The sequence below is a fragment of the Burkholderia sp. MBR-1 genome (genome assembly GCF_013822785.1).
In the GTDB taxonomy this organism is placed as follows: Bacteria; Pseudomonadota; Gammaproteobacteria; order Burkholderiales; family Burkholderiaceae; genus Burkholderia; species Burkholderia vietnamiensis.
In genome coordinates, this window is the sequence record NZ_CP053609.1 from 2,744,341 (window position 1) to 2,764,404 (window position 20,064).

Consider the following 20,064-nt stretch of genomic DNA (forward strand, 5'->3'; position numbering starts at 1 on the left):
TCGTGCAAAACCGGACGGCCGCATCTCGAATTGGTCGTCCCGCGGCCGGCTTGCTGCCGGCCATCCCGACGCGGGCTTACAGGCGGGTATCGCGTGCGGCGCGCAGGAACGCGTCGAGCAGCGGCGTGCAGTCGAGCAGCTCGGCGCCGCCCGCGCGATGAAACTCCGGATGCCACTGCACGCCGACGACGAACGGCGCGCGGCGATAGCGGATGCCCTCGATGATGCCGTCGCCGGCCGACACGGCCTCGATGCTCAGGTCGCGGCCGAGATCGCGGATCGCCTGATGGTGGATCGAATTGACGATCGCCTCGCTGCGCCCGGGAAACATGCTCGCGAGCGTCGACGAATCGGGAAAGCGGATCGCGTGCCGATGCTGGTCGTAATGCTCGCTCACGTGCGCGTTCGCGGTCGGCACGTCGCTGGCGATGTCCTGATACAGCGACCCGCCGAACGCGACGTTGATCAGCTGGCAGCCGCGGCATACGCCGAGCACCGGCTTGCCGGACTCGACGAACTCGTGGAACAGCTCGAGCTCGTACATGTCGCGCACGCGGTCGCCCGGCCATTCGGGGCGCGCATCGGACGCCGCGTAGGTTTGCGGCGACACGTCGGCGCCGCCTTGCAGCAGCAGGCCGTCGAGATGCTTCGCGTAGTCGCGCAGGCGGATGTTGCTCGGGTGCAGCATGCCCTGATGCCCGACGGTCGGAATCATGAACACCAGCACGTCGCGCGACATCACCCAATGCGCGATCGATTCCTCGAGATACTGCAGCGTCTTGCCGCGCAGCCCCTTGGCGCCCGGCTCGGGATGGAAGATCCGCGCCGACACGCCGATGCGCAGCGTGCGCTGCGTGATGCGCTGGCCGGCGCGGTCGAACAGCCGGCGCGCGCGCGCCGCGATGATCCGGCCGACCACCGACCACGGCGTGTCGCTTTGTTTCAGGTACGCGGGCGGCGCGTTCTGCGCGCTCGCGGGCGGCGGCCGCGGCGTGTCGAAATCCGGTTGCGCGCCGAAACCGGGCGGCGCCGCGCCGGGCTTCGGCGGCGCCGCTTCGCCGGCGGCGCCCGGCGTGCCGGCGGCACCCGGCTCGGACGCAGCCGTCACGGGCGAGGCGCCGTCGTCGGCAACGTCGTGGGCGGCAGCGGCCTGGGCAGCGGGAGCGGCGGGAACATCGGCTGCTCGCGGCGGCTCGGAACGGCGGGAATCGGGGGAAGCGGAAAAGGTGCCGGGCAGACCGGCCGGGGAAGGCGTGGTTTCGCTCATGACGATGGTCTGGTACGTCGCTCGCGCGTATTGGATTGACGAGGATTCATTATGCGTCAGCGCACGATCGCGCGGTAAACCAGCAACATCCTGTCGATACTGTTGCAAGTCGTCGCATTCCGCGCAGAACCCGCGAAGCGCCCGCCTTCGCCACCGTCCCGGCACGGTGGACAGCAGTGATATATCACAATACCATCCACCGATCGTCCACGCCGTCGGCGGCCCACGCGATGACCGCGTCCGGCCGGCCGATCAACGCCGCTCTCGCATGAACACCGTACCCGATGCCGGCCGCGGCAGATCCGCGCCACCGGCTGCCAGCCTCGCCGAGCGCGCATATGCGCTGATCCAGCGGGACATCGTCACGATGCGCCTGCCGCCCGGTGCCGCGCTGAACGAAGCCGAACTCGTCGCCCGCACCGGCATCGGCCGCACGCCCGTCCATCAGGCCGTGCACCGGCTGGTGCTCGAGGGACTGCTGTCGGTGAGGCCGCGCAAGGGGCTGCTGGTGCAGCCGCTGTCGCTCGACGAAATCGTCGCGGTGGTCGACGTGCGGCGCATCAACGAAGCGCATTGCGTCGAACTCGCCGCCCGCCATGCGACGCCCGACGATCTCGCCTGCCTCGCCGCGCTGCTCGCCGACGGACAGGCGTGCGTCGACACGCACGATGTCGAACGGATGATGGAGCTCGACCGCGCGTTCCATCAGACGATCGCCGCCGCCGCGCGCAACAGCGTGCTCGCGGAAATCCTGCGCGCGCTGCACGAGCGCTCGCTGCGCTTCTGGTTCGTCACGCTGTCGCAGCCGCAGCATCTGTCGGCCGTCCAGCGCGAACACCGCGAACTGTTCGAGCGCCTGTCCGCGCGCGATGCCGCGGGCGCGCGTGCGGCCGTCGAGCACCACATCGATTCGTTTCGCGCCACGCTTGTCCAACATCTTCGTCCCTGAGCCGCCCATGACCACCTTCACGCCGTTTCCCCCGCTCGCCCAGCTTGCCGACGATCTCGCCGCCGGCAGGACCACCAGCCGCGCGCTCGTCGACATCGCGCTCGAGCGGATCGCCGACCCGTCGGGCCAGGGCGCCGTCGTGTTCACCGAAGTCGATGCCGACCACGCGCGCACGGCCGCCGACGCGCACGACCGGCTGCGCGCCGCGGGCACCGTGCTGTCGCCGCTCGCCGGCATCCCGGTGTCGGTGAAGGATCTGTTCGACGTCGCGGGCCAGGTGACCCGCGCCGGCTCGCGCGTGCTCGACGGCGCGCCGCCCGCGCAGGCCGATGCGGCCGCCGTCGCGCGGCTCAGGCGGGCCGGCGCGGTGCTGGTGGGCCGCACCAACATGAGCGAATTCGCGTTTTCCGGCCTCGGCCTGAACCCGCATTTCGGCACGCCGCGCTCGCCGTACCGCCGCGACGTGCCGGGCGACGCGCGGATCGCCGGCGGCTCGTCGTCCGGCGCGGCGGCCTCCGTGGCCGACGGGATGGCGGCCGTCGCGCTCGGCACCGACACCGGCGGGTCGATCCGCATCCCGGCCGCGCTGTGCGGGCTCACGGGCTTCAAGCCGACCGCGAGCCGGATCCCGACCGGCGGCGCCGTACCGCTGTCGACCACGCTCGACTCGTTCGGCCCGATCGGGCTCACGGTGGCCTGCTGCGCGCTCGTCGACCGGGTGCTGGCCGGCCTCGAGCCGCATGTGCCGGCCGCGCGTCCGCTCGAAGGCGTGCGGCTCGGCGTGCTGACGAACTATGTGACCGACGGCGTCGACGCCGACGTCGCCGCGGCGCTCGACGCGTCGCTCAAGCATCTCGAAGCGGCCGGCGCGATCGTCTCGGACGTGCGCTTTCCGGCGCTGGACACGCTGCCCGACGTCAACCGGTTCGGCTTCTCGCCGATCGAGGCATACGCGTGGCACCGCCCGCTGCTCGCGCAGCACCGCGACCGGTACGACCCGCGCGTGCTCGCGCGCATCCTGAAGGGCGAGCCGGCGAGCGCGGCCGACTATCTCGACCTGCTCGCCGCGCGCGCCGCGATGCTCGACGAAGCGGCGCGCACCGTGTGGTCGCGCTTCGACGCGCTCGTCGCGCCGACGGTGCCGATCGTGCCGCCGCGCATCGCCGACCTCGAGGCCGACGACGCCGCGTTCGCGCACACCAACGCACTGGTCCTGCGCAACCCCGCCGCGTTCAACTTCCTCGATGCATGCGCGCTGTCGCTGCCGTGCCAGCCGCGCGGCGCGGCGCCGGTCGGGCTGATGCTCGCGGCCGCGCCGCATCGCGACGATGCGCTGCTCGCGATCGGCCAGGCCGTCGAGGCCGTGCTGAACACGATCCGGTGAGCGCGCAACGGTCGTGACGGCGCACGCCGTGCCGGACCCAACGTCGGCGACGAGCCGCCGCGAACGATCTGTCAGTTTCGTGCCAGATCGTTCGCGCTAAAATCGCGCGATTGTTTATCGGACCGACCAACGACAGGAATCCCGCCGACATGAACGATTACACGCTCGCACTCCGCCGTGAACGCCGCCTGCTGATGCTGCTCGGCTGGGTGTGCATCGCGCTGCTGGCCGGCGCGCTCTATCTGCAGTACGTGAAGAACGAAGACCCGTGCCCGCTCTGCATCATCCAGCGCTACTTCTTCGCGGCGATCGGGATCTTCGCATTCCTTGCCGCAGGGATGCGCCACTGGCGCGGCATCTGGGTGCTCGAGCTGCTGATCGCGATCGCCGCGGCCGGCGGCGTCGGCACCGCGGCCCGGCATCTGTCGATCCAGCTGAATCCGGGCTTCAGCTGCGGCTTCGACACGCTGCAGCCGATCGTCGACAGCCTGCCGCCCGCGCAATGGTTCCCCGGCATGTTCAAGGTCGCGGGCCTGTGCGAGACGGTCTACCCGCCGATCTTCGGCATCCTGCTGCCGGGCTGGGCGCTGATCGCGTTCGCGGTGATGCTGATTGCCGCCGTGTCGAGCCTCTGGCGCCATCGCCGCAAACTCGCACGCTGAAGCGACGCGGCCGAGCCGCACCGGCCGCGTCCATCGGGCGCGAGACAGCCGGCGCGGCGCCGCTCCACCTGCGCGCTCGAACCCTCAACGCCTCCCGCGCCGATTCCCCGGCTCGCTCGCGCAACCCCTCTGCACGCGCGTTTCCGCCCGCGCCGCGCACCTCGGCGCCCCGCCCGTGCGCAGCCGGCCTATGATCGACATGATCGCCGTCTGATAGCCCGGATCACCGCGCCGCCATGTTGCCGGCGCGTCGCGGTGTTATCTTCCCGACTGGATGGCGATCTACGTGCGCGAGGCCAAGCGGTCACACCCCTGCGTAACGCGCGCCCGATCCGCAATGTCGACTGGATTCATCATGACAACGCACACCATCCGCATCCGTCACCCTCATCGCGCCCGCACCTCGTGCGGCGTCGTTTCCACGCGCATTCGATGCTGCGCCGTCGACCGGAACCGGCCGTGCGACAGGCGCGCCCCGCTCTCGTCCGCACCGCTTGCCGCGCCGGTCGACACGCGCCGCGCGTCACGCCGTGTCGTCCCGAACGGAGCGTGCTGATGGAAGCCTGGCTCGGCGATCTGCAGCAACTGCTCGCGCACGGCGAAGCAGTCGTGCTCGTGACGGTCGCGCACACCGACGGCTCCGCGCCGCGCGAAGCCGGCACCAAGATGCTCGTCACGCGCGACGGCGCGCGCCACACGATCGGCGGCGGACACCTCGAATGGAAAGCGATCGAACTCGCAAGGCAGTTGCTGAAGGACGGCGCGCACACCGCGCATGCGCGCCGGCTCGAGCGGCTCGCGCTCGGCCCGAGCCTCGGGCAGTGCTGCGGCGGTGCGGTCGTGCTCGCGTTCGAGCGGCTCGACGTCGGCGATCTCGGCTGGATCATGTCGCTCGCGAAGCGCGTCACGGCCGGCGCGGCGACCGTGCGTAGCGTATCATTCGGCCCCTCGCCAGGTGCGCCGCTGCTGAGCGAGCCCGAGGCGGCCGGCGCCCGCGCCGATTGCCTGCTGTGGGAAACCGGCGGCGTGTCGCTGATGACCGAAACGATCGCGCCGCATGCGTTCCCCGTCGTGCTGTTCGGCGCCGGCCCGATCGGCGCCGCGCTCGTCAAGGTGCTCGCGACGCTGCCGTGTCAGGTGCGCTGGATCGACGGGCCCGATGCGGCATTTCCGCCGGCCGCGACACTGGCCGGCATCGGCAATCTCGCGATCGACGCGCTGGCCAGCCCGGCCGACGCCGTCGACGCCGCGCCGCCGCACGCGTACTTCATCGTCACGACGCACGACCACGCGCTCGATTTCGTGCTGGCCGAGCGCATCCTGCGACGCGCCGACTATGCGTACTTCGGGATGACCGGCTCGCGCACCAAGCGCGCGCAGTTCGATCATCGACTCGCGGCGATCGGCATCGATCCGGCCCAGCTCGCCCGGATGCACTGCCCGATCGGCGTCGAAGGCATCGTCGACAAGGCGCCCGAAGTGATCGCGATCGCGGTGGCCGCGCAGTTGCTGCAGGCCGTCGACGCGAACGCGGCCGCGCACGCTTCCCCAACATTCTGACCGACCAAGAACGACGCCATGACCCCGACATTCAAGGACAAGATCGCACGCGCTCCGAAAGCGGAGCTGCACATCCATATCGAAGGCTCGCTCGAGCCCGAGCTGATCTTCGCGCTCGCGCAGCGCAACGGCGTGAAGCTCGCCTACGAGTCGATCGACGCGCTGCGGGCCGCGTACGCGTTCACCGACCTTCAGTCGTTCCTCGACATCTACTATGCGGGCGCGAGCGTGCTGCTCACCGAGCAGGACTTCTACGACATGACGGCCGCGTACTGCGAACGCGCGCGCGCCGACAACGTCGTGCACACCGAGCTGTTCTTCGATCCGCAGACGCATACCGAACGCGGCGTGCCGATCGAGACGGTCGTCGCCGGCATCGACCGCGCGCTCGCCGACGCCGAGCAGCGCGGGCTGTCGAGCAAGCTGATCCTGTGCTTCCTGCGCCATCTGTCCGAGGACGATGCGCTCGCGACGTTCGAAGCGGCGCTGCCGCTGTTCGAGTGCTATCGTCATCGGCTGATCGGCGTCGGCCTCGACTCGTCCGAACTCGGCCATCCGCCGACGAAGTTCGCGCGCGTGTTCGACAAGGCGCGCGCGCTCGGCCTCAAGCTCGTCGCGCATGCGGGCGAGGAAGGCCCGCCCGCTTACATCTACGAAGCGCTCGACGTGCTCAAGGTCGACCGCATCGACCACGGCGTGCGCAGCATCGAAGATGCGGCGCTCGTCGAACGGCTCGCGCGCACGCACGTCGCGCTGACCGTGTGCCCGCTGTCGAACCTGAAGCTGTGCGTGTTCGACGACATGGCCAAGCACACGCTGAAGGCGCTGCTCGATCGCGGCGTCGCGGTGACCATCAATTCCGACGATCCGGCCTACTTCGGCGGTTACGTCAACGACAACTACTTCGCGACGGTCGACGGTCTGCAGCTGACGGACGCCGAGGTCTACGCGGTGATCCGCAACGGCTTCGAAGCGTCGTTCGTCGATGCCGCGCAGCGCGACGCGCTGATCGCGCGGCTCGACGCGTACTGGCACGCCGGATGACGGCCCGCATCGAGGTTCGCTAGACAGATGAAACGCCGCAACGACATCCGCTTCGCGATGCACGGCTCGGCGCTCAGTCGGGCGGACGCGTCGCGCGGAGCGCAAGAAGCGCACGCGACGCGCCCGGCGAGCATGAGCCCGGACCTCGCCGCATGCGTCGGCCGGACGGAAACGGCCCTGCGCGCCGATGCGCACCGAAGGTCGCCGGCGCGGTGCGTCGGGCGGCCGGCTGCGGCAGCGCGAGCAACAGCGGGCACGCCGCCGGCTGCGGGCAGCCCGGCGCTATCGGCCGCGCCCTTCCCGCGCGTACGCGTCATCGCGGCCCGCGTGCATGCTCGTCGTCGCGACACGCATGCGCATGCAGGCGCGGCCGACCGATGCCGTCGGCCGCACCGACCGTTTTCTTCTGTTCGCCTTACCTTGATGCAGGACCATTCGTGATGACGCAAACCGCTTTCCGTTCCCAGCTGCTGACCTTCAACGGCGACCCGGCGCAGTCGAGCCAGGCCGCCCGTTACGAGACCGACGGCCTACTGATCGTCGACGACGGCAAGGTCGTCGCGCATGGCGCACATGCGCAACTCGCGCCGACGCTCGCGCGCGACGCGATCGTCCATGACCTGCGCGACAAGCTGATCGTGCCCGGCTTCATCGACACGCACATCCACTACCCGCAGACGGACATGATCGCGTCGCCGGCGCCCGGCCTGCTGCCGTGGCTCGACACGTACACGTTCCCGACCGAGCGCCGCTTCGCCGATCCGGACCATGCGCGCGAGGTCGCCGAGTTCTTCCTCGACGAGCTGCTCGCATGCGGCACGACGAGCGCGCTCGTCTACTGCACGGTGCACAAGCAGTCGGCTGACGCGCTGTTCGCGGCGAGCGACGCGCGCGACTTGCGGATGATCGCCGGCAAGGTGCTGATGGATCGCAACTGCCCAGAGTTCCTGCGCGACACCGCGCAGTCTGGCTACGACGACAGCGCCGAGCTGATCGGCCGCTGGCACGGCAACGGGCGGCAAATGTATGCGCTCACGCCGCGCTTCGCGCCGACCTCGACCGAAGCGCAGCTCGAAGCCTGCGGCGAACTCGCGCGCCGCCATCCGGACGTGTTCGTGCAAAGCCACGTCGCCGAGAACGTCGATGAAGTGAAATGGGCGGCCGAGCTGTTCCCCGGCCATCGCAGCTATCTGGACATCTACGACCATTACGGCTTGCTGCGCCCGCGCGCGGTGTACGGCCACTGCATCCACCTCGACGACGAGGACCGCCGGCGGATGGCCGACACGCGCACGGTGGTCGCGCACTGCCCCACGTCGAACTTCTTCCTCGGCAGCGGGCTGTTCGATTTCGACAAGGCAGGCGAATTCGACGTGCCCGTCACGCTCGCCACCGACGTCGGCGGCGGCACGTCGTTCTCGATGCTGCAGACGATGAACGAGGCGCACAAGGTCGCGCGTCTGTCCGGCCATCACTTGACCGCGACGCGCATGTTCTGGCTCGCGACGGCCGGCGCCGCGCAGGCGCTCGATCTCGCCGACACGGTCGGCACGCTCGCGCCGCGCAGCGAAGCCGATTTCATCATGCTCGACCCACAGGCCACGCCGCTGCTCGCGCGCCGCACGCAGCGCGCCGAGTCGCTCGAGGAGCTGCTGTTCGCGTTCGCGCTGCTCGGCGACGATCGCGCGGTGTACCGCACCTACGCGGCCGGCCGGCTCGTGCACGAGCGCGGCGCCGCACGCCGGGCCGCCGCCTGACACATAGGCTGCCGGCACCGACGCGGCCCACGCGGCAGCCGGCGCCGGCGCAGCCGCAGGCGCGCCGCACGCGCGCGTTGCCGTGCTAGAATTCGCCGCTCATTGGGGAGTAGCCGCTCCGCTCGATGTCCCGCGCCACCGGCGCGCATCGTGACGGAGGCGTCCGTCAACAGACTTGGCCGTTCGGCCATGGCGGACGCAGCCACCGTGGCCTGGCGAGACCGATGGTTCACTGCGCGCCGCATCAGGGCCCGGCGCGCGGCGAATCGTCGCTCGCACGCACAACCTCGGCCCGTGGAACCCCATACGTGTCTCAAGCCTTCCTGATCTCCACCGGCGCCGTCGCTCTCGCTGAAATCGGCGACAAGACCCAACTGCTGTCGCTCGTCCTGGCCGCGCGCTATCGCAAGCCCGTGCCGATCATTCTCGGCGTGCTGGCCGCGACGCTCGTGAACCACGGCCTCGCCGGCGCGCTCGGCGAATGGCTCGGCGCGCTCGTCACGCCGTCGATCATGCGCTGGGCGCTCGCGTTCTCGTTCATCGCGATGGGCTTGTGGATTCTCGTACCGGACAAGCTCGACGAGGACGAAGCGAGCGCAACGCGCTCGCGGCTCGGCGTGTTCGGCGCGACGCTCGTTGCATTCTTTCTCGCAGAGATGGGCGACAAGACGCAGATCGCGACCGTCGCACTCGCCGCGCGCTTCCACGATTACATCGGCGTGGTGGCCGGCACGACGTTCGGGATGATGCTCGCCAACGTGCCGGCGATCCTGCTGGGCGACCGCTTCGCGCACCGGCTGCCGACCAAGCTGGTACACGGCATCGCGGCCGTGCTGTTCGTCGTGCTCGGCGCGCTGGCGTTGCTGGGCGTCGGCTCCTGAAGCAAGCGGGCCGCGGCGCGGCGCCTCGGCCGCGCTCGTGTGGGCCGTGCGGCGCGCGCGTTACTTCGCGACCGCCGCAGCCGAGGCCGGCACCGCCGGCACCGCGCGCTCGTTGGCAGCCGGCGCGGCCGGCCCGCCATGCTTGTCGACCGGCAGCCGCACCGTGCGGATCGCGCCGTTCGACAGCGGGAAATCGGCGAGCGCGCTGCGCGCGAGGAACGGCATCGCGTACAGCAGCGCACCGTTGTCGCCGGTGGTGCGTGCGGTCACGTTATAGACTTCCTTGCCGGTCGCACGCTCGGTGATGCGGATGCCGAGCGTGTAGTCGTAGACCTGATAGGTCTGCGCGACGTAGCCGGCCGGCATCGGTCCCCACGGGCCCCATGGCCCCCAGGGCCCGCCGCGCCAGTACGGCCCGGGGCCGATGAACCACGGATCGTAATAGACGGGTTGCGGCACCGTCACCAGATCGCTGCCGACGCCATAGCTGAGCCCCACCAGGTAGCGCGCCTGCGCGGCCGGCACCTGCCGGAACGCATAGGCGGACAGTTCGTTCGCGACGATCGGCTCGTACGTCGACTGCTCGATGCTCTGCTTCTGCGCGTCGGTGCGCGTGAACGCATAGGTGCGTGTCGCGTCGCTGCCGCTCCAGTCGGAGAAGGCCGTGACCTGCGTCGTCACGTAGCTGGTGCAGCCGGTCAGCAGCGCCACGGCCAGCGCAGCCGCCCAGCCCGCACCGCGTCGTATCCATTCGCGTTTCATGTCGATCCTCGTCGATCCGTCACCCGCACGTCGCACCGCGCGAAGCGCACGGGATGCCGATGATACGCGGACTCCCCGAGCCGGCAAAAAGTTCGCGCGGCACGCGGGCGCAAGCCTTTGTACAATGACCCGACTCGCCCGGCCCGCGCCGCGGGCCCGATCCCCATTCCACCCACCTCGACGACCATGTCCGACAACGCTTCCTCCACCGTGATCCGCCGCGCCGACTACACGCCGCCGGCCTTCCTCATCGACTCCGTCGCACTCGAATTCGATCTCGCACCGGCTCGCACGGTCGTCAGGAATACGATGCGCGTGCGCCGCAACCCGGACGCCGCGCCCGCACCGCATCTCGAGCTGATGGGCGAAGCGCTCGACTTCCTCGGCGCACGGCTCGACGGCGCGCCGTACGGCGCGGTGCGCGCGCACGAACACGGGCTGACGGTCGAAAACGTGCCCGACGCGTTCGAGCTCACGCTCGACAGCGCATGTGCGCCGGACCAGAACACCACGCTGTCGGGCCTGTACGTCTCGAGCGGCAACTTCTTCACGCAGTGCGAAGCCGAAGGCTTTCGCCGCATCACCTACTTCGTCGACCGGCCGGACGTGATGGCGTCGTACGTCGTCACGCTGCGCGCCGACAAGGCCGCGTACCCGGTGCTGCTGTCGAACGGCAACCTCGTCGACTCGGGCGAGCTGCCGGACGGCCGCCACTTCGCGAAATGGGAAGACCCGTTCCGCAAGCCGAGCTATCTGTTCGCGCTCGTCGCGGGCAAGCTCGTCGCGATCGAGGAGAAGATCACGACCGGCTCGGGCAAGGAAAAACTGCTGCAGGTGTGGGTCGAACCGGCCGATCTCGACAAGACGCGCCATGCGATGGATTCGCTGATCCATTCGATCCGCTGGGACGAGCGGCGCTTCGGCCTCGAGCTCGATCTGGACCGCTTCATGATCGTCGCGGTCGGCGACTTCAACATGGGCGCGATGGAGAACAAGGGGCTCAACATCTTCAACACGAAGTACGTGCTGGCGAACCCCGAGACCGCGACCGACACCGACTTCGCGAACATCGAATCGGTGGTCGGCCACGAGTACTTCCACAACTGGACCGGCAATCGCGTGACCTGCCGCGACTGGTTCCAGCTGAGCCTGAAGGAAGGCCTGACCGTGTTCCGCGATCAGGAATTCTCGGCCGACATGGCCGCGGGCGACGACGTCGAATCGGCGGCCCGCGCGGTCAAGCGCATCGAGGACGTCCGCGTGCTGCGCCAGCTGCAGTTCGCCGAGGACGCCGGCCCGATGGCGCATCCGGTACGCCCGGAAAGCTATGTCGAGATCAACAACTTCTACACGATGACCGTCTACGAGAAAGGCTCGGAAGTCGTGCGGATGTACCAGACGCTGTTCGGCCGCGACGGCTTCCGCAAGGGGATGGACCTGTACTTCAAGCGCCACGACGGTCACGCGGTCACCTGCGACGACTTCCGGCATGCGATGGCCGACGCGAACGGGCGCGACCTCGCGCAATTCGAGCGCTGGTACAGCCAGGCCGGCACGCCGCGCGTGTCGGTGCGCACCGCCTACGACGCGGCCGCGCGACGCTATACGATCACGCTCGCGCAGGGCTACGGCGACGCGTCGCCGGCCGCGCGCGCGACCCAGCAAGGGCCGCTGCTGATTCCGTTCGCGCTCGGCCTGATCGGCCGCGACGGCCGCGATCTGCCGTTGCGCCTCGACGGCGAAGCCGCTGCGTCGGGCACGACGCGCGTGCTCGAATTCACGGCCGCCGAGCAGACCTTCACGTTCGTCGACGTGGCGGAAGAGCCGCTGCCGTCGCTGCTGCGCAACTTCTCGGCGCCGGTCATCGTCGAGTACGACTACAGCGACGACGATCTCGCGTTCCTGCTCGCGCACGACAGCGACCCGTTCAACCGCTGGGAAGCCGGCCAGCGTCTCGCGACGCGCGCGCTGCTCACGCTCGCCGCGCGCGCCGCGGCGAACGAGCCGCTCGCGCTCGGCGAGAACTTCGTCGCCGCGTTCCGCCGCGTGCTGACCGACGACAGCCTGTCGCCCGCGTTCCGCGAGCTCGCGCTGACGCTGCCGTCGGAAACCTATCTGGCCGACCAGATGGCCGAAGCCGACCCGGCCGCCGTGCACCGCGCGCGCCAGTTCGTGCGCCGCCAGCTCGCGACCGCGCTGCGCGCCGAGTGGCTGGCCGCATACGAGCAGCACCAGACGCCCGGCGCGTACGAACCGACGCCCGACGCGGCCGGCCGCCGCGCGCTGAAGAACCTCGCGCTCGCGTATCTCGCCGAACTCGAGGATCCGGCCGAGGCCGTGCGCATCGCCACCGCGCAGTACGACGCGGCCAACAACATGACCGATCGCGCCGCCGCGCTCGGCGCGCTGCTGGCGGGCGCTGCGGCCGGTGCGACGGACGCGGCCGAGCGCGCGCTCGGCGACTTCTACCGCCGCTTCGAGAACGAGGCGCTCGTGATCGACAAGTGGTTCGCGATGCAGGCCGCGCAGCGCGGCACGCCGGCGCGGCCGACGCTCGCGCAGGTCCGCAACCTGATGGCGCATCCCGCGTTCAATCTGAAGAATCCGAACCGCGCACGCTCGCTGATCTTCAGCTTCTGCGCGGCGAACCCGGCGCAGTTCCACGCGGCGGACGGCTCGGGTTATGCGTTCTGGGCCGAGCAGGTGCTCGCGCTCGACGCGATCAATCCGCAGGTCGCCGCGCGCCTCGCCCGCTCGCTCGAGCTGTGGCGCCGCTTCACGCCGACGCTGCGCGACCGGATGCGCGAAGCGTTGGAGCAGGTCGCGGCCGGCGCGAAATCGCGCGACGTGCGCGAGATCGTCGAGAAGGCGCTCGCATAACGCGCGCGACGCATCGCCTGCCGCTGCGACCAAGCCGGCGCCGCCTCGTTGCGGCGCCGGCTTTTTTATCGGCTCCACACCGGCCAGGCTCGGGCGGGGCCGCCGCACGGGCGCGTCGCGTCCATGTAACCGGACGAAAAAAGGCGGCGGCGCGACGGGCGTGCCGGGTAAAATTGCGGCAATTCAAGGATTCTTTGGCCTTTCGGAGTCTGTCATGTCCATTGCCCGCCGCACCACGCTGTCCAAGTTCCTGATCGAGCAGCAGCGTGAGACCAACAACCTGCCCGCCGACCTGCGGCTGCTGATCGAAGTCGTCGCCCGCGCGTGCAAGGCGATCAGCTACAACGTGTCGAAGGGCGCGCTCGGCGACGCACTCGGCACCGCCGGCAGCGAGAACGTCCAGGGCGAAGTGCAGAAGAAGCTCGACATCCTGTCGAACGAGATCCTGCTCGACGCGAACGAATGGGGCGGCAACCTCGCCGCGATGGCGTCGGAGGAAATGGAAACGTTCTTCCCGATCCCCGCGAACTACCCGCGCGGCGAATACCTGCTCGTGTTCGATCCGCTCGACGGCTCGTCGAACATCGACGTGAACGTGTCGATCGGCACGATCTTCTCGGTGCTGCGCTGCCCGCACGGCAAGCAGGCCACCGAGGAATCGTTCCTGCAACCGGGCACCGAACAGGTCGCGGCCGGCTACGCGGTGTACGGCCCGCAGTCGGTGTTCGTGCTGACGACCGGCAACGGCGTGAACTGCTTCACGCTCGACCGCGAAGTCGGATCGTGGGTGCTCACGCAAAGCAACATGCAGATCCCGGCCGACACGCGCGAGTACGCGATCAACGCATCGAACGCGCGCCACTGGTACGAGCCGGTGCAGCGCTACGTCTCCGAACTGAACGCCGGCAAGGAAGGCCCGCGCGGCGACAACTTCAACATGCGCTGGATCGCGTCGATGGTGGCCGACGTGCACCGCATCCTGAACCGCGGCGGCATCTTCATGTACCCGGCCGACAAGCGCACGCCCGATCGTCCGGGCAAGCTGCGCCTGATGTACGAAGCGAACCCGATGTCGTTCATCGTCGAGCAGGCAGGCGGCGCGGCGACCACGGGCACGCAGCGCATCATGGAAGTGCAGCCGACCGGCCTGCACCAGCGCGTGCCGGTGTTCCTCGGCTCGAAGAACGAAGTCGAGCGCGTGACCGCCTATCACAACGAAGGCAAATAAATTTGCATCGAAGCACTGGACGAAGGCGCGCGACCTCAGTAGAATCGCGCCTTCGCGATGCGGCCCTCACAAGCCGCATCGTAGTGAAGTGAAAGCGGCAAGCCCGCCGGATCGACGGTTTCGCGAAGTAAAAGCAGCAGCAAGCTGAAAAAATTTCGCAAAACCTATTGCCAAGATCTCGGACTTGACCATATAATTTCATTTCTCTGCTGCCGGTGTAGCTCAGTTGGTAGAGCAGCGCATTCGTAATGCGAAGGTCGTAGGTTCGACTCCTATCTCCGGCACCAAGACATAAAGGCCTGACGAGTAATGCTCGTCAGGCCTTTTCTCTTTTCCGGCCCACGTTCGTGCAACACCGCGTGCGCCCGTTCTCCCTCTCATTCAGCCTGCGCTACGCAGCCGCGTGATTGCCGCTGCGACACCTTGCCGTGCGCCACGTTGCGGCAGCCGCCGCTCAGCCAGCATCGCTCCCGACACCGCTCTCCTCTCCCACGCACCACGCCCGGTGAGCCGGCGAATCTGCTGGAAAAAGCGTTTAAGCGTGCATAACATTACTTAACGATTCCGACCCGTCTATCGCGTTACATTGCGAAGGCGGCGCGGCGGGTCGCACTGTCGCCTTCAAGCAGCATGCGGCAGAACAGCCGGCGTCCGGTCATTTCGACTCAAACACAAGGAGAGGATCACCATGACTCATGGCTTGATTATGTGGCTCATCATCGGCGCGATCGCCGGCTGGCTCGCCGGCCTGCTGGTCAAGGGCGGCGGGTTCGGGCTGATCGTCGACATCATCGTCGGCATCGTCGGCGCGGTGATCGGCGGCTGGCTTGCCGGGCTGCTCGGCATCAGCATCGGCAGCGGCTTCATCGGCTCGGTGATCGTCGCGGTGATCGGCGCCGTGATCCTGCTGTTCGTGATCCGGCTATTCAGGCGCGCGGCCTGACGATCTTCTCGCGCGCCTTCGGGCGCGTTTTCGTTTCTGGCCCACCGAGACGCGGCGCGCAGCCCTTCGCGCGCCGCCGTCCTCGTCAGCGGCCGTTGCCGTGCCGCAGCCAGCCGTCCAGCACGTCGGACGTCAGCAAGCCGCTGCGCGCGTCGCGCACACCGTCGCGGCCGATCCACACGGTACGCGGCATTTCTCCTCGCCATCCCGCATCGAGCGCCGCGCGCAGCCGCTCGGGCATCGGCTCCGCGTTCGCGTATTGCGCCACTTGCGGCGGCAAGTTCATTTGCGCGAGCGCGTGGGCGAGCGCGGCAGCGCTGTCGTCGTAAGCGTCGAGCGCGACCATCGCGAGCCGCACGTCCGGATGCCGGCGCTGCCACGCCACCAGATGCGCGGCATTCTCGCGACAATAGCCGCAGTCCAGCGACCAGATCTCGACCGCGAGCGGCCGCTCATGCGCGCTCGCGTACAGCGTCGCGACCTCGGCCGCACGCAGCGGCTGCAGCTCGCCGGCCCATGCCGGCACGCTCGCGAGCAGCGCGCCGAGCGCCACGATCCACCCTCGCTTCATTGCGCGCCCTCCACCGGAATCAGCCGATAGCCGTCGTTACGCGTGCGCCACGACACGTAGATGCGGCCCGCATCGTCGAGCAGCTGCGGGTTGTCGCTCGCGCCGGACGTCGACGCGATGTCGCGCGGCGCCGACCAGTGCTCGCCGCGATCGTCCGAGCGGCGCAGCCTGATGTGCATCGTGTCGCCGTCGAACGCCTTCCACGCGAGCCACACGATGTCGCCGCGCGCGACGAGCGCCGCATGCGACGCCTGTTCGTCCGGCGCCGCCGGATTCGCGCCGAACGCCCACGGCGCGCCGCGCGGCCGCCCGTCTGCGTCGATGCGCGAATAGAACACGTCGGCGCGGCCGTCGACCACGCCGAACCACGCGATGTGGCGCGTGCCGTCCGGCGTGATCGCGAGCGCGGGCCCGTGCTCGGGGCACGCGTCGACCCGCCAGTTCGAGAAGGTCGCGCGCAACGGCACGACCGGCTCCGATGCCGCGATCGGCAGCACCGCGAGCGCGTGATCGCGAATCTGCCCGGGAAACACGTTGCGCCATACGGCCTCGATGCGGCCGGCCGGATCGACGGCCATCGCGATCCGGCAGCATTCGCAGGTGTGGTCGGTCACCTTGCGCTCCGCTTCGAACGACGCGCCGCCGTCGCGCGACACCGCGTAGTAGACGGCCGCGCCGTCGTACGACTGCCCCGCCGCCTTCGCCGCGACGAGATCGCGCTTGTCGATCCACGCGATCGCGATGTTGCCGGCCGGGTCGACGGCCATCATGTCGAAGCGGTGCGTGATCGCCTGACGGTCGCGATGCACGGTGATCGGCACGCTCCACGTCGCGCCGCCGTCGAGCGAACGCGAGAAGCGCACCATCCCCGTGTAGGGCGCGTCGAGCGGCATCGACCACGACACGTACACCGCGCGGCCGTCCGGGCTCGTCGCGAGCTTCGGCCGATTTTCCGCGCTGGTGTAGATCGGCTCGGGCATCGCGTTGACGGTGACCGGCGCGGACAGCGTGCGGCCCGCGTCATCCGAGTGCGCGACGACGACGTGCGCGCCTTCTACCCATGCGACCCACAGCCGGTGCCGCGCATCGAACGCCGCGCCGGTGGCGAGCGGCGGCTTCTGCTGCGCCGGCGCCGGCTGCATGCTCATGTGCGCGGCATGCGGATCGGCCGCCTGCGGTGCGGCGTGCGTATCCCGCAGATCGTGCGCGGCGGCGCACGACAGCGTTGCGAGCCACAACGCGCAAGCTGCCGCGAACGATTTCACAGCGACCATTTCAATTCTCCAAAGAAGGTACGGCCCGGGTACGGATGGAACACGTAGTAGCGGCGGTCGGTCACGTTGTCGATGCCGACCGAGGCGCTCCAGTGACGGTCGAAGCTGTAACGGGCCTTCAGATCGACGATCGTGAAGTTGCTGGTGCCGCCGTACACGTCGGGATTCACGTCGCTGTTGTCGAGCGTGTTGAACTGGCGGCCCGAGTAGCGCACGCCGACGCTTCCCAGCCAGTGTTCGTCGAAGCGGTACGACGCGAGCAGGTTCACGCGCACGCGCGGGATGCGCGGAAAGCGCGACCCCACGTACGCCGGATTGACGGCATCGGCCAGGATCTGCGCGTTGCTGGCGGAGACGTTCGCGTCGATGTCGAGCCCGCGCAGCCCGACGTTGCGGCCGCTGAATGCGAGCTCGACGCCGCGCACGCGCACGCGGTCGACGTTCGAGATATTGGTGACCGTCGTTGCGCCCGACACCGTCGTCTGGCTGTAGATCGAATCGCGCAGGTCGCTCTGGAACACGCTCGCCCGCACCACGCCGACGCCGACGTCGCGCTCGGCCGTGAAATCCCAGTCGATCGCCTTTTCCGGCCGCAGGCCCGGGTTGTTGTTGACGATCGCGTTGTTCGAGATCGTTCCCTGGAACAGCTCGCCGACCGTCGGAAAACGCGTGCCCGTCGCGAACGACAGCCGGAAGCGCCACACGTCGGTCGCGTCCCATTGCAGCGCGACCTTCGGCGACAGCGCATTCGCGCCGCGGTCGGCGTAGCCGAGCGTGGCGCTCCCGTTGCCGAGCGCGCCGCCGTAGGCGTCCCAGCGCTCGTAGCGCAGGCCGAGCGTTGCGAGCCAGCCGGGCGCGAACCGCCACGCGTCCTGCGCGAACAGCGCCTGCGTGCGCGTATCGCCGCGGTAGACGCTCGCGACCGACGCGCTCGGCCCGGCCAGCCAGTCGGCCGTGTTGTACGTGACGTTGCGCAGGAAATAGTTGTCGTAGTGATAGCCGAACGTGAACGTATGACCGTGCACGTCCGGCGCCTCGGCCTTCAGGTCGAGCGTGCGCCAGCCCGTGCCGTTGCCGTCGAACAGCGTCCCCGCACCGCCTTGTGCAGTCGACGCGGCGCGCAGCACGTCGCGCGACACGTCGTAGGCCGACACCACGCCCGACAGCCTCCAGCCGGAATCGAGCCGGCCGTTCAGCCCGAGCGCGTACAGCCAGTTCTCCTGGTCGCCGCGCTGCGGCGCGAATGCGCTCGGCGCGACGGTCATGTTGCGGCCGCCGATCGACACGTTGCCGCCGTACACCGGATTGCCGGCCGCGTCGCGCAGGAAGGTGGCGCCGTGCTGCCGGTAGTGGTTTTCCCAGTGACCGAGCGTGAGGGTCGCATCGACGTGGTCGGTGAACGCATAGCCCATCCGCACCGTGCCGTTGAGCTGCTCGGTCCGCTCGATGTTCTGCACGCCGACGATCGTGCGCGGCTTGCCGTTGGGCCCGATGTCGGTGGCCGCGCCGGTCACGGGCACCGTCGCGCCGAGCCGCGGGTTGTACGCGGCATTGGGACTCGCATACTGCATCGGCTGGCCATCGTTCTCCAGCCGGTCGAGCGACAGCGAAAACCAGAACCTGCCGATGCGGTTCGCGATTCTCGCCGTCTGATGGTTGCCGCCGAAGCTGTCCGCGAACCCGTAGCCGTCGCGATAGCGCTGCGTGAAGAACTGCGTCGACACCGACGCCTCGAGCCGGTCGGGCTTGCGCGTCGTCAGCAGCACGGTCGAGCCGATCGCGTTGCCCGGATAGAGCGCGGAAAACGGGCCGTACAGCACGTCGACGCGCGCGATGTCGTCGGGGGCGATCAGCGACCAGCGCGGCGGATACGCGTAGCTCGAGCCGAGCAGGTTCGACAGCAGCAGGCCGTCGGCATAGACGAGCCCGCGCGCACTCTGCAGCTCGTTGAAGTCGCGCCCGGCGAATACGCTGTTGCGGTCGCCGATGTAGCGCTTGCGCACCATCAGGTTGGGCGCGTACTTCAGAGCGTCCTCGGTGCTGGTGTTGGTGTGCGAGTCGATCTGCTCGCGCGTGATCGACTCGACGACGGCCGGCGTGTCGGGATCGACGCTTTGGCGCTGGGCGGTGATGCTGACGGCGCTGAGCGTGTCGCCGGTCGGCGTGGGTGCGGGCGTGGGTGCGGGCGTGGGTACGGCAGCGGACGGCACGCCGTCGGCGGACACGCGCGTCGCGCCGGAGGTCGGATCGGCGGACGCGCCGTCGATCGGGGCCGCTTGCGCGAGCGGCCATACGAAAGCGGTCGCGCACGCGAGCGCGAGCCGTCCGCGCGGCGGGCGCGCGGCGAAGGTGAACGACATGGATCAATTCCTGAAAACGTGACCGAATGCCGCAGCACGCGAGCGCACGCAGCGCGCGCGTGAGGCGTGGCGCGCGGAACGCGCCCGCGGGCGGCACGCGCGCCGTCGAGGCGCGCGGACGATATCAATCAGATCGGGACGTTTTCAGGCGGGCCGCGCGGCTGCGCGAGTCGGATAGGCTGCCCGGGACGATCGGGCACGACAGGTGCGACGGCCCGGTAGGCGAACGCGCGCACGAAGCCGGGCAAGACAGGCACGCTGGTGGCGAGCGCGACGTTCGACGCGAAGCCCGGGCAGTACACGCAGTGCGGTACGGCGGCATGGTCGAACGACGCCGTGCCCTGCTCGTCGGCGGACGGTGCGAACACGACGCGGTGGGCGCCGGCCGCACTGCACAGCTCGAGCGGAAGCGCGCCGGAACCGCTCGCCGCGACGCGCGCATAGCCGATGACTGGCGACAGTACGTTCAGTACCAGCGCCAGCCAGACGAGGCCGATCCATCGCGTCTTTCGTGTCATCGCGGTCGAGGAAAAAGTGCGCGC

Annotated in this window: 16 protein-coding genes, 1 tRNA gene and 1 riboswitch; of the genes, 11 read left to right on the forward strand and 6 right to left on the reverse strand. The window is 69.4% G+C overall.

Translation table 11 applies throughout. The annotated features are described in order from the left end of the window. Positions 1-76: 76 nt before the first annotated feature. Complete coding sequence (locus MBR110_RS12605; RefSeq protein ID WP_011883779.1) at positions 77-1,267, reverse strand: gamma-glutamyl-gamma-aminobutyrate hydrolase; 1,191 nt, start codon at positions 1,265-1,267, stop codon at positions 77-79. 268 nt (positions 1,268-1,535) lie between these two features. On the opposite strand from MBR110_RS12605, the gene MBR110_RS12610 reads away from it, so the two are divergent. The 7 genes from MBR110_RS12610 (at position 1,536) to MBR110_RS12640 (ending at position 9,504) form a co-directional block, all read left to right on the forward strand. Further along, entirely contained in the window at positions 1,536-2,216 is a 681-nt protein-coding gene (locus tag MBR110_RS12610; protein WP_034194130.1) for a GntR family transcriptional regulator, read from the forward strand. A gap of 7 nt (positions 2,217-2,223) precedes the next feature. Continuing rightward, entirely contained in the window at positions 2,224-3,600 is a 1,377-nt protein-coding gene (locus tag MBR110_RS12615; protein WP_011883775.1) for an amidase, read from the forward strand. A gap of 149 nt (positions 3,601-3,749) precedes the next feature. Continuing rightward, positions 3,750-4,262, forward strand: coding sequence for a disulfide bond formation protein B (locus MBR110_RS12620; RefSeq protein ID WP_011883773.1), 513 nt, complete (start codon positions 3,750-3,752; stop codon positions 4,260-4,262). Positions 4,263-4,817: 555 nt separating this feature from the next. Next, positions 4,818-5,822: a xanthine dehydrogenase accessory protein XdhC gene (xdhC, locus tag MBR110_RS12625; protein ID WP_059461244.1), complete on the forward strand. Its 1,005-nt coding sequence runs from the start codon at positions 4,818-4,820 to the stop codon at positions 5,820-5,822. A gap of 18 nt (positions 5,823-5,840) precedes the next feature. After that, positions 5,841-6,866, forward strand: coding sequence for an adenosine deaminase (locus MBR110_RS12630; protein ID WP_181709084.1), 1,026 nt, complete (start codon positions 5,841-5,843; stop codon positions 6,864-6,866). Positions 6,867-7,306: 440 nt separating this feature from the next. Further along, positions 7,307-8,623 (forward strand): guanine deaminase, encoded by a 1,317-nt coding sequence (gene guaD / locus MBR110_RS12635; protein ID WP_014722658.1) that lies wholly within the window; start codon positions 7,307-7,309, stop codon positions 8,621-8,623. Positions 8,624-8,715: 92 nt separating this feature from the next. After that, positions 8,716-8,837: riboswitch (yybP-ykoY riboswitch) on the forward strand. 94 nt (positions 8,838-8,931) lie between these two features. Further along, on the forward strand, positions 8,932-9,504 hold the full coding sequence (locus MBR110_RS12640; RefSeq protein ID WP_014722657.1) for a TMEM165/GDT1 family protein: 573 nt from the start codon (positions 8,932-8,934) through the stop codon (positions 9,502-9,504). A gap of 60 nt (positions 9,505-9,564) precedes the next feature. Here MBR110_RS12640 and MBR110_RS12645 read toward each other — a convergent pair whose 3' ends face one another. Further along, entirely contained in the window at positions 9,565-10,266 is a 702-nt protein-coding gene (locus MBR110_RS12645) for a DUF4136 domain-containing protein (protein WP_011883763.1), read from the reverse strand. Positions 10,267-10,452: 186 nt separating this feature from the next. Between MBR110_RS12645 and pepN the strand changes: the two genes are divergently transcribed. The 4 genes from pepN to MBR110_RS12665 all read left to right on the forward strand — a co-directional run bounded on the left by pepN (position 10,453) and on the right by MBR110_RS12665 (position 15,317). Beyond that, positions 10,453-13,146 (forward strand): aminopeptidase N, encoded by a 2,694-nt coding sequence (pepN, locus tag MBR110_RS12650; RefSeq protein ID WP_059889496.1) that lies wholly within the window; start codon positions 10,453-10,455, stop codon positions 13,144-13,146. A 214-nt stretch (positions 13,147-13,360) separates the two neighbouring features. Further along, complete coding sequence (locus MBR110_RS12655) at positions 13,361-14,374, forward strand: class 1 fructose-bisphosphatase (RefSeq protein ID WP_011883759.1); 1,014 nt, start codon at positions 13,361-13,363, stop codon at positions 14,372-14,374. A gap of 211 nt (positions 14,375-14,585) precedes the next feature. After that, a tRNA-Thr gene (locus MBR110_RS12660) sits at positions 14,586-14,661 on the forward strand. A gap of 401 nt (positions 14,662-15,062) precedes the next feature. Next, entirely contained in the window at positions 15,063-15,317 is a 255-nt protein-coding gene (locus tag MBR110_RS12665) for a GlsB/YeaQ/YmgE family stress response membrane protein (protein ID WP_006476609.1), read from the forward strand. 85 nt (positions 15,318-15,402) lie between these two features. Here MBR110_RS12665 and MBR110_RS12670 read toward each other — a convergent pair whose 3' ends face one another. The 4 genes from MBR110_RS12670 to MBR110_RS12685 all read right to left on the reverse strand — a co-directional run bounded on the left by MBR110_RS12670 (position 15,403) and on the right by MBR110_RS12685 (position 20,040). After that, positions 15,403-15,888: a TlpA family protein disulfide reductase gene (locus tag MBR110_RS12670; protein WP_041493788.1), complete on the reverse strand. Its 486-nt coding sequence runs from the start codon at positions 15,886-15,888 to the stop codon at positions 15,403-15,405. Further along, positions 15,885-17,162 carry a sialidase family protein gene (locus MBR110_RS12675; protein WP_060121128.1) on the reverse strand — a complete coding sequence of 426 codons (1,278 nt, stop codon included), beginning with the start codon at positions 17,160-17,162 and terminating at the stop codon, positions 15,885-15,887. Before MBR110_RS12675 ends, MBR110_RS12670 begins: the two co-directional genes overlap by 4 nt. Then, positions 17,150-19,522: a TonB-dependent receptor gene (locus MBR110_RS12680; protein WP_181709085.1), complete on the reverse strand. Its 2,373-nt coding sequence runs from the start codon at positions 19,520-19,522 to the stop codon at positions 17,150-17,152. The genes MBR110_RS12675 and MBR110_RS12680 overlap by 13 nt, the downstream gene beginning before the upstream one ends. A gap of 128 nt (positions 19,523-19,650) precedes the next feature. Then, a complete protein-coding gene (locus MBR110_RS12685) occupies positions 19,651-20,040 on the reverse strand; it encodes a DUF2946 domain-containing protein (protein ID WP_014722652.1) in 390 nt (129 codons plus the stop codon). Between the last annotated feature and the right edge of the window lie 24 nt (positions 20,041-20,064).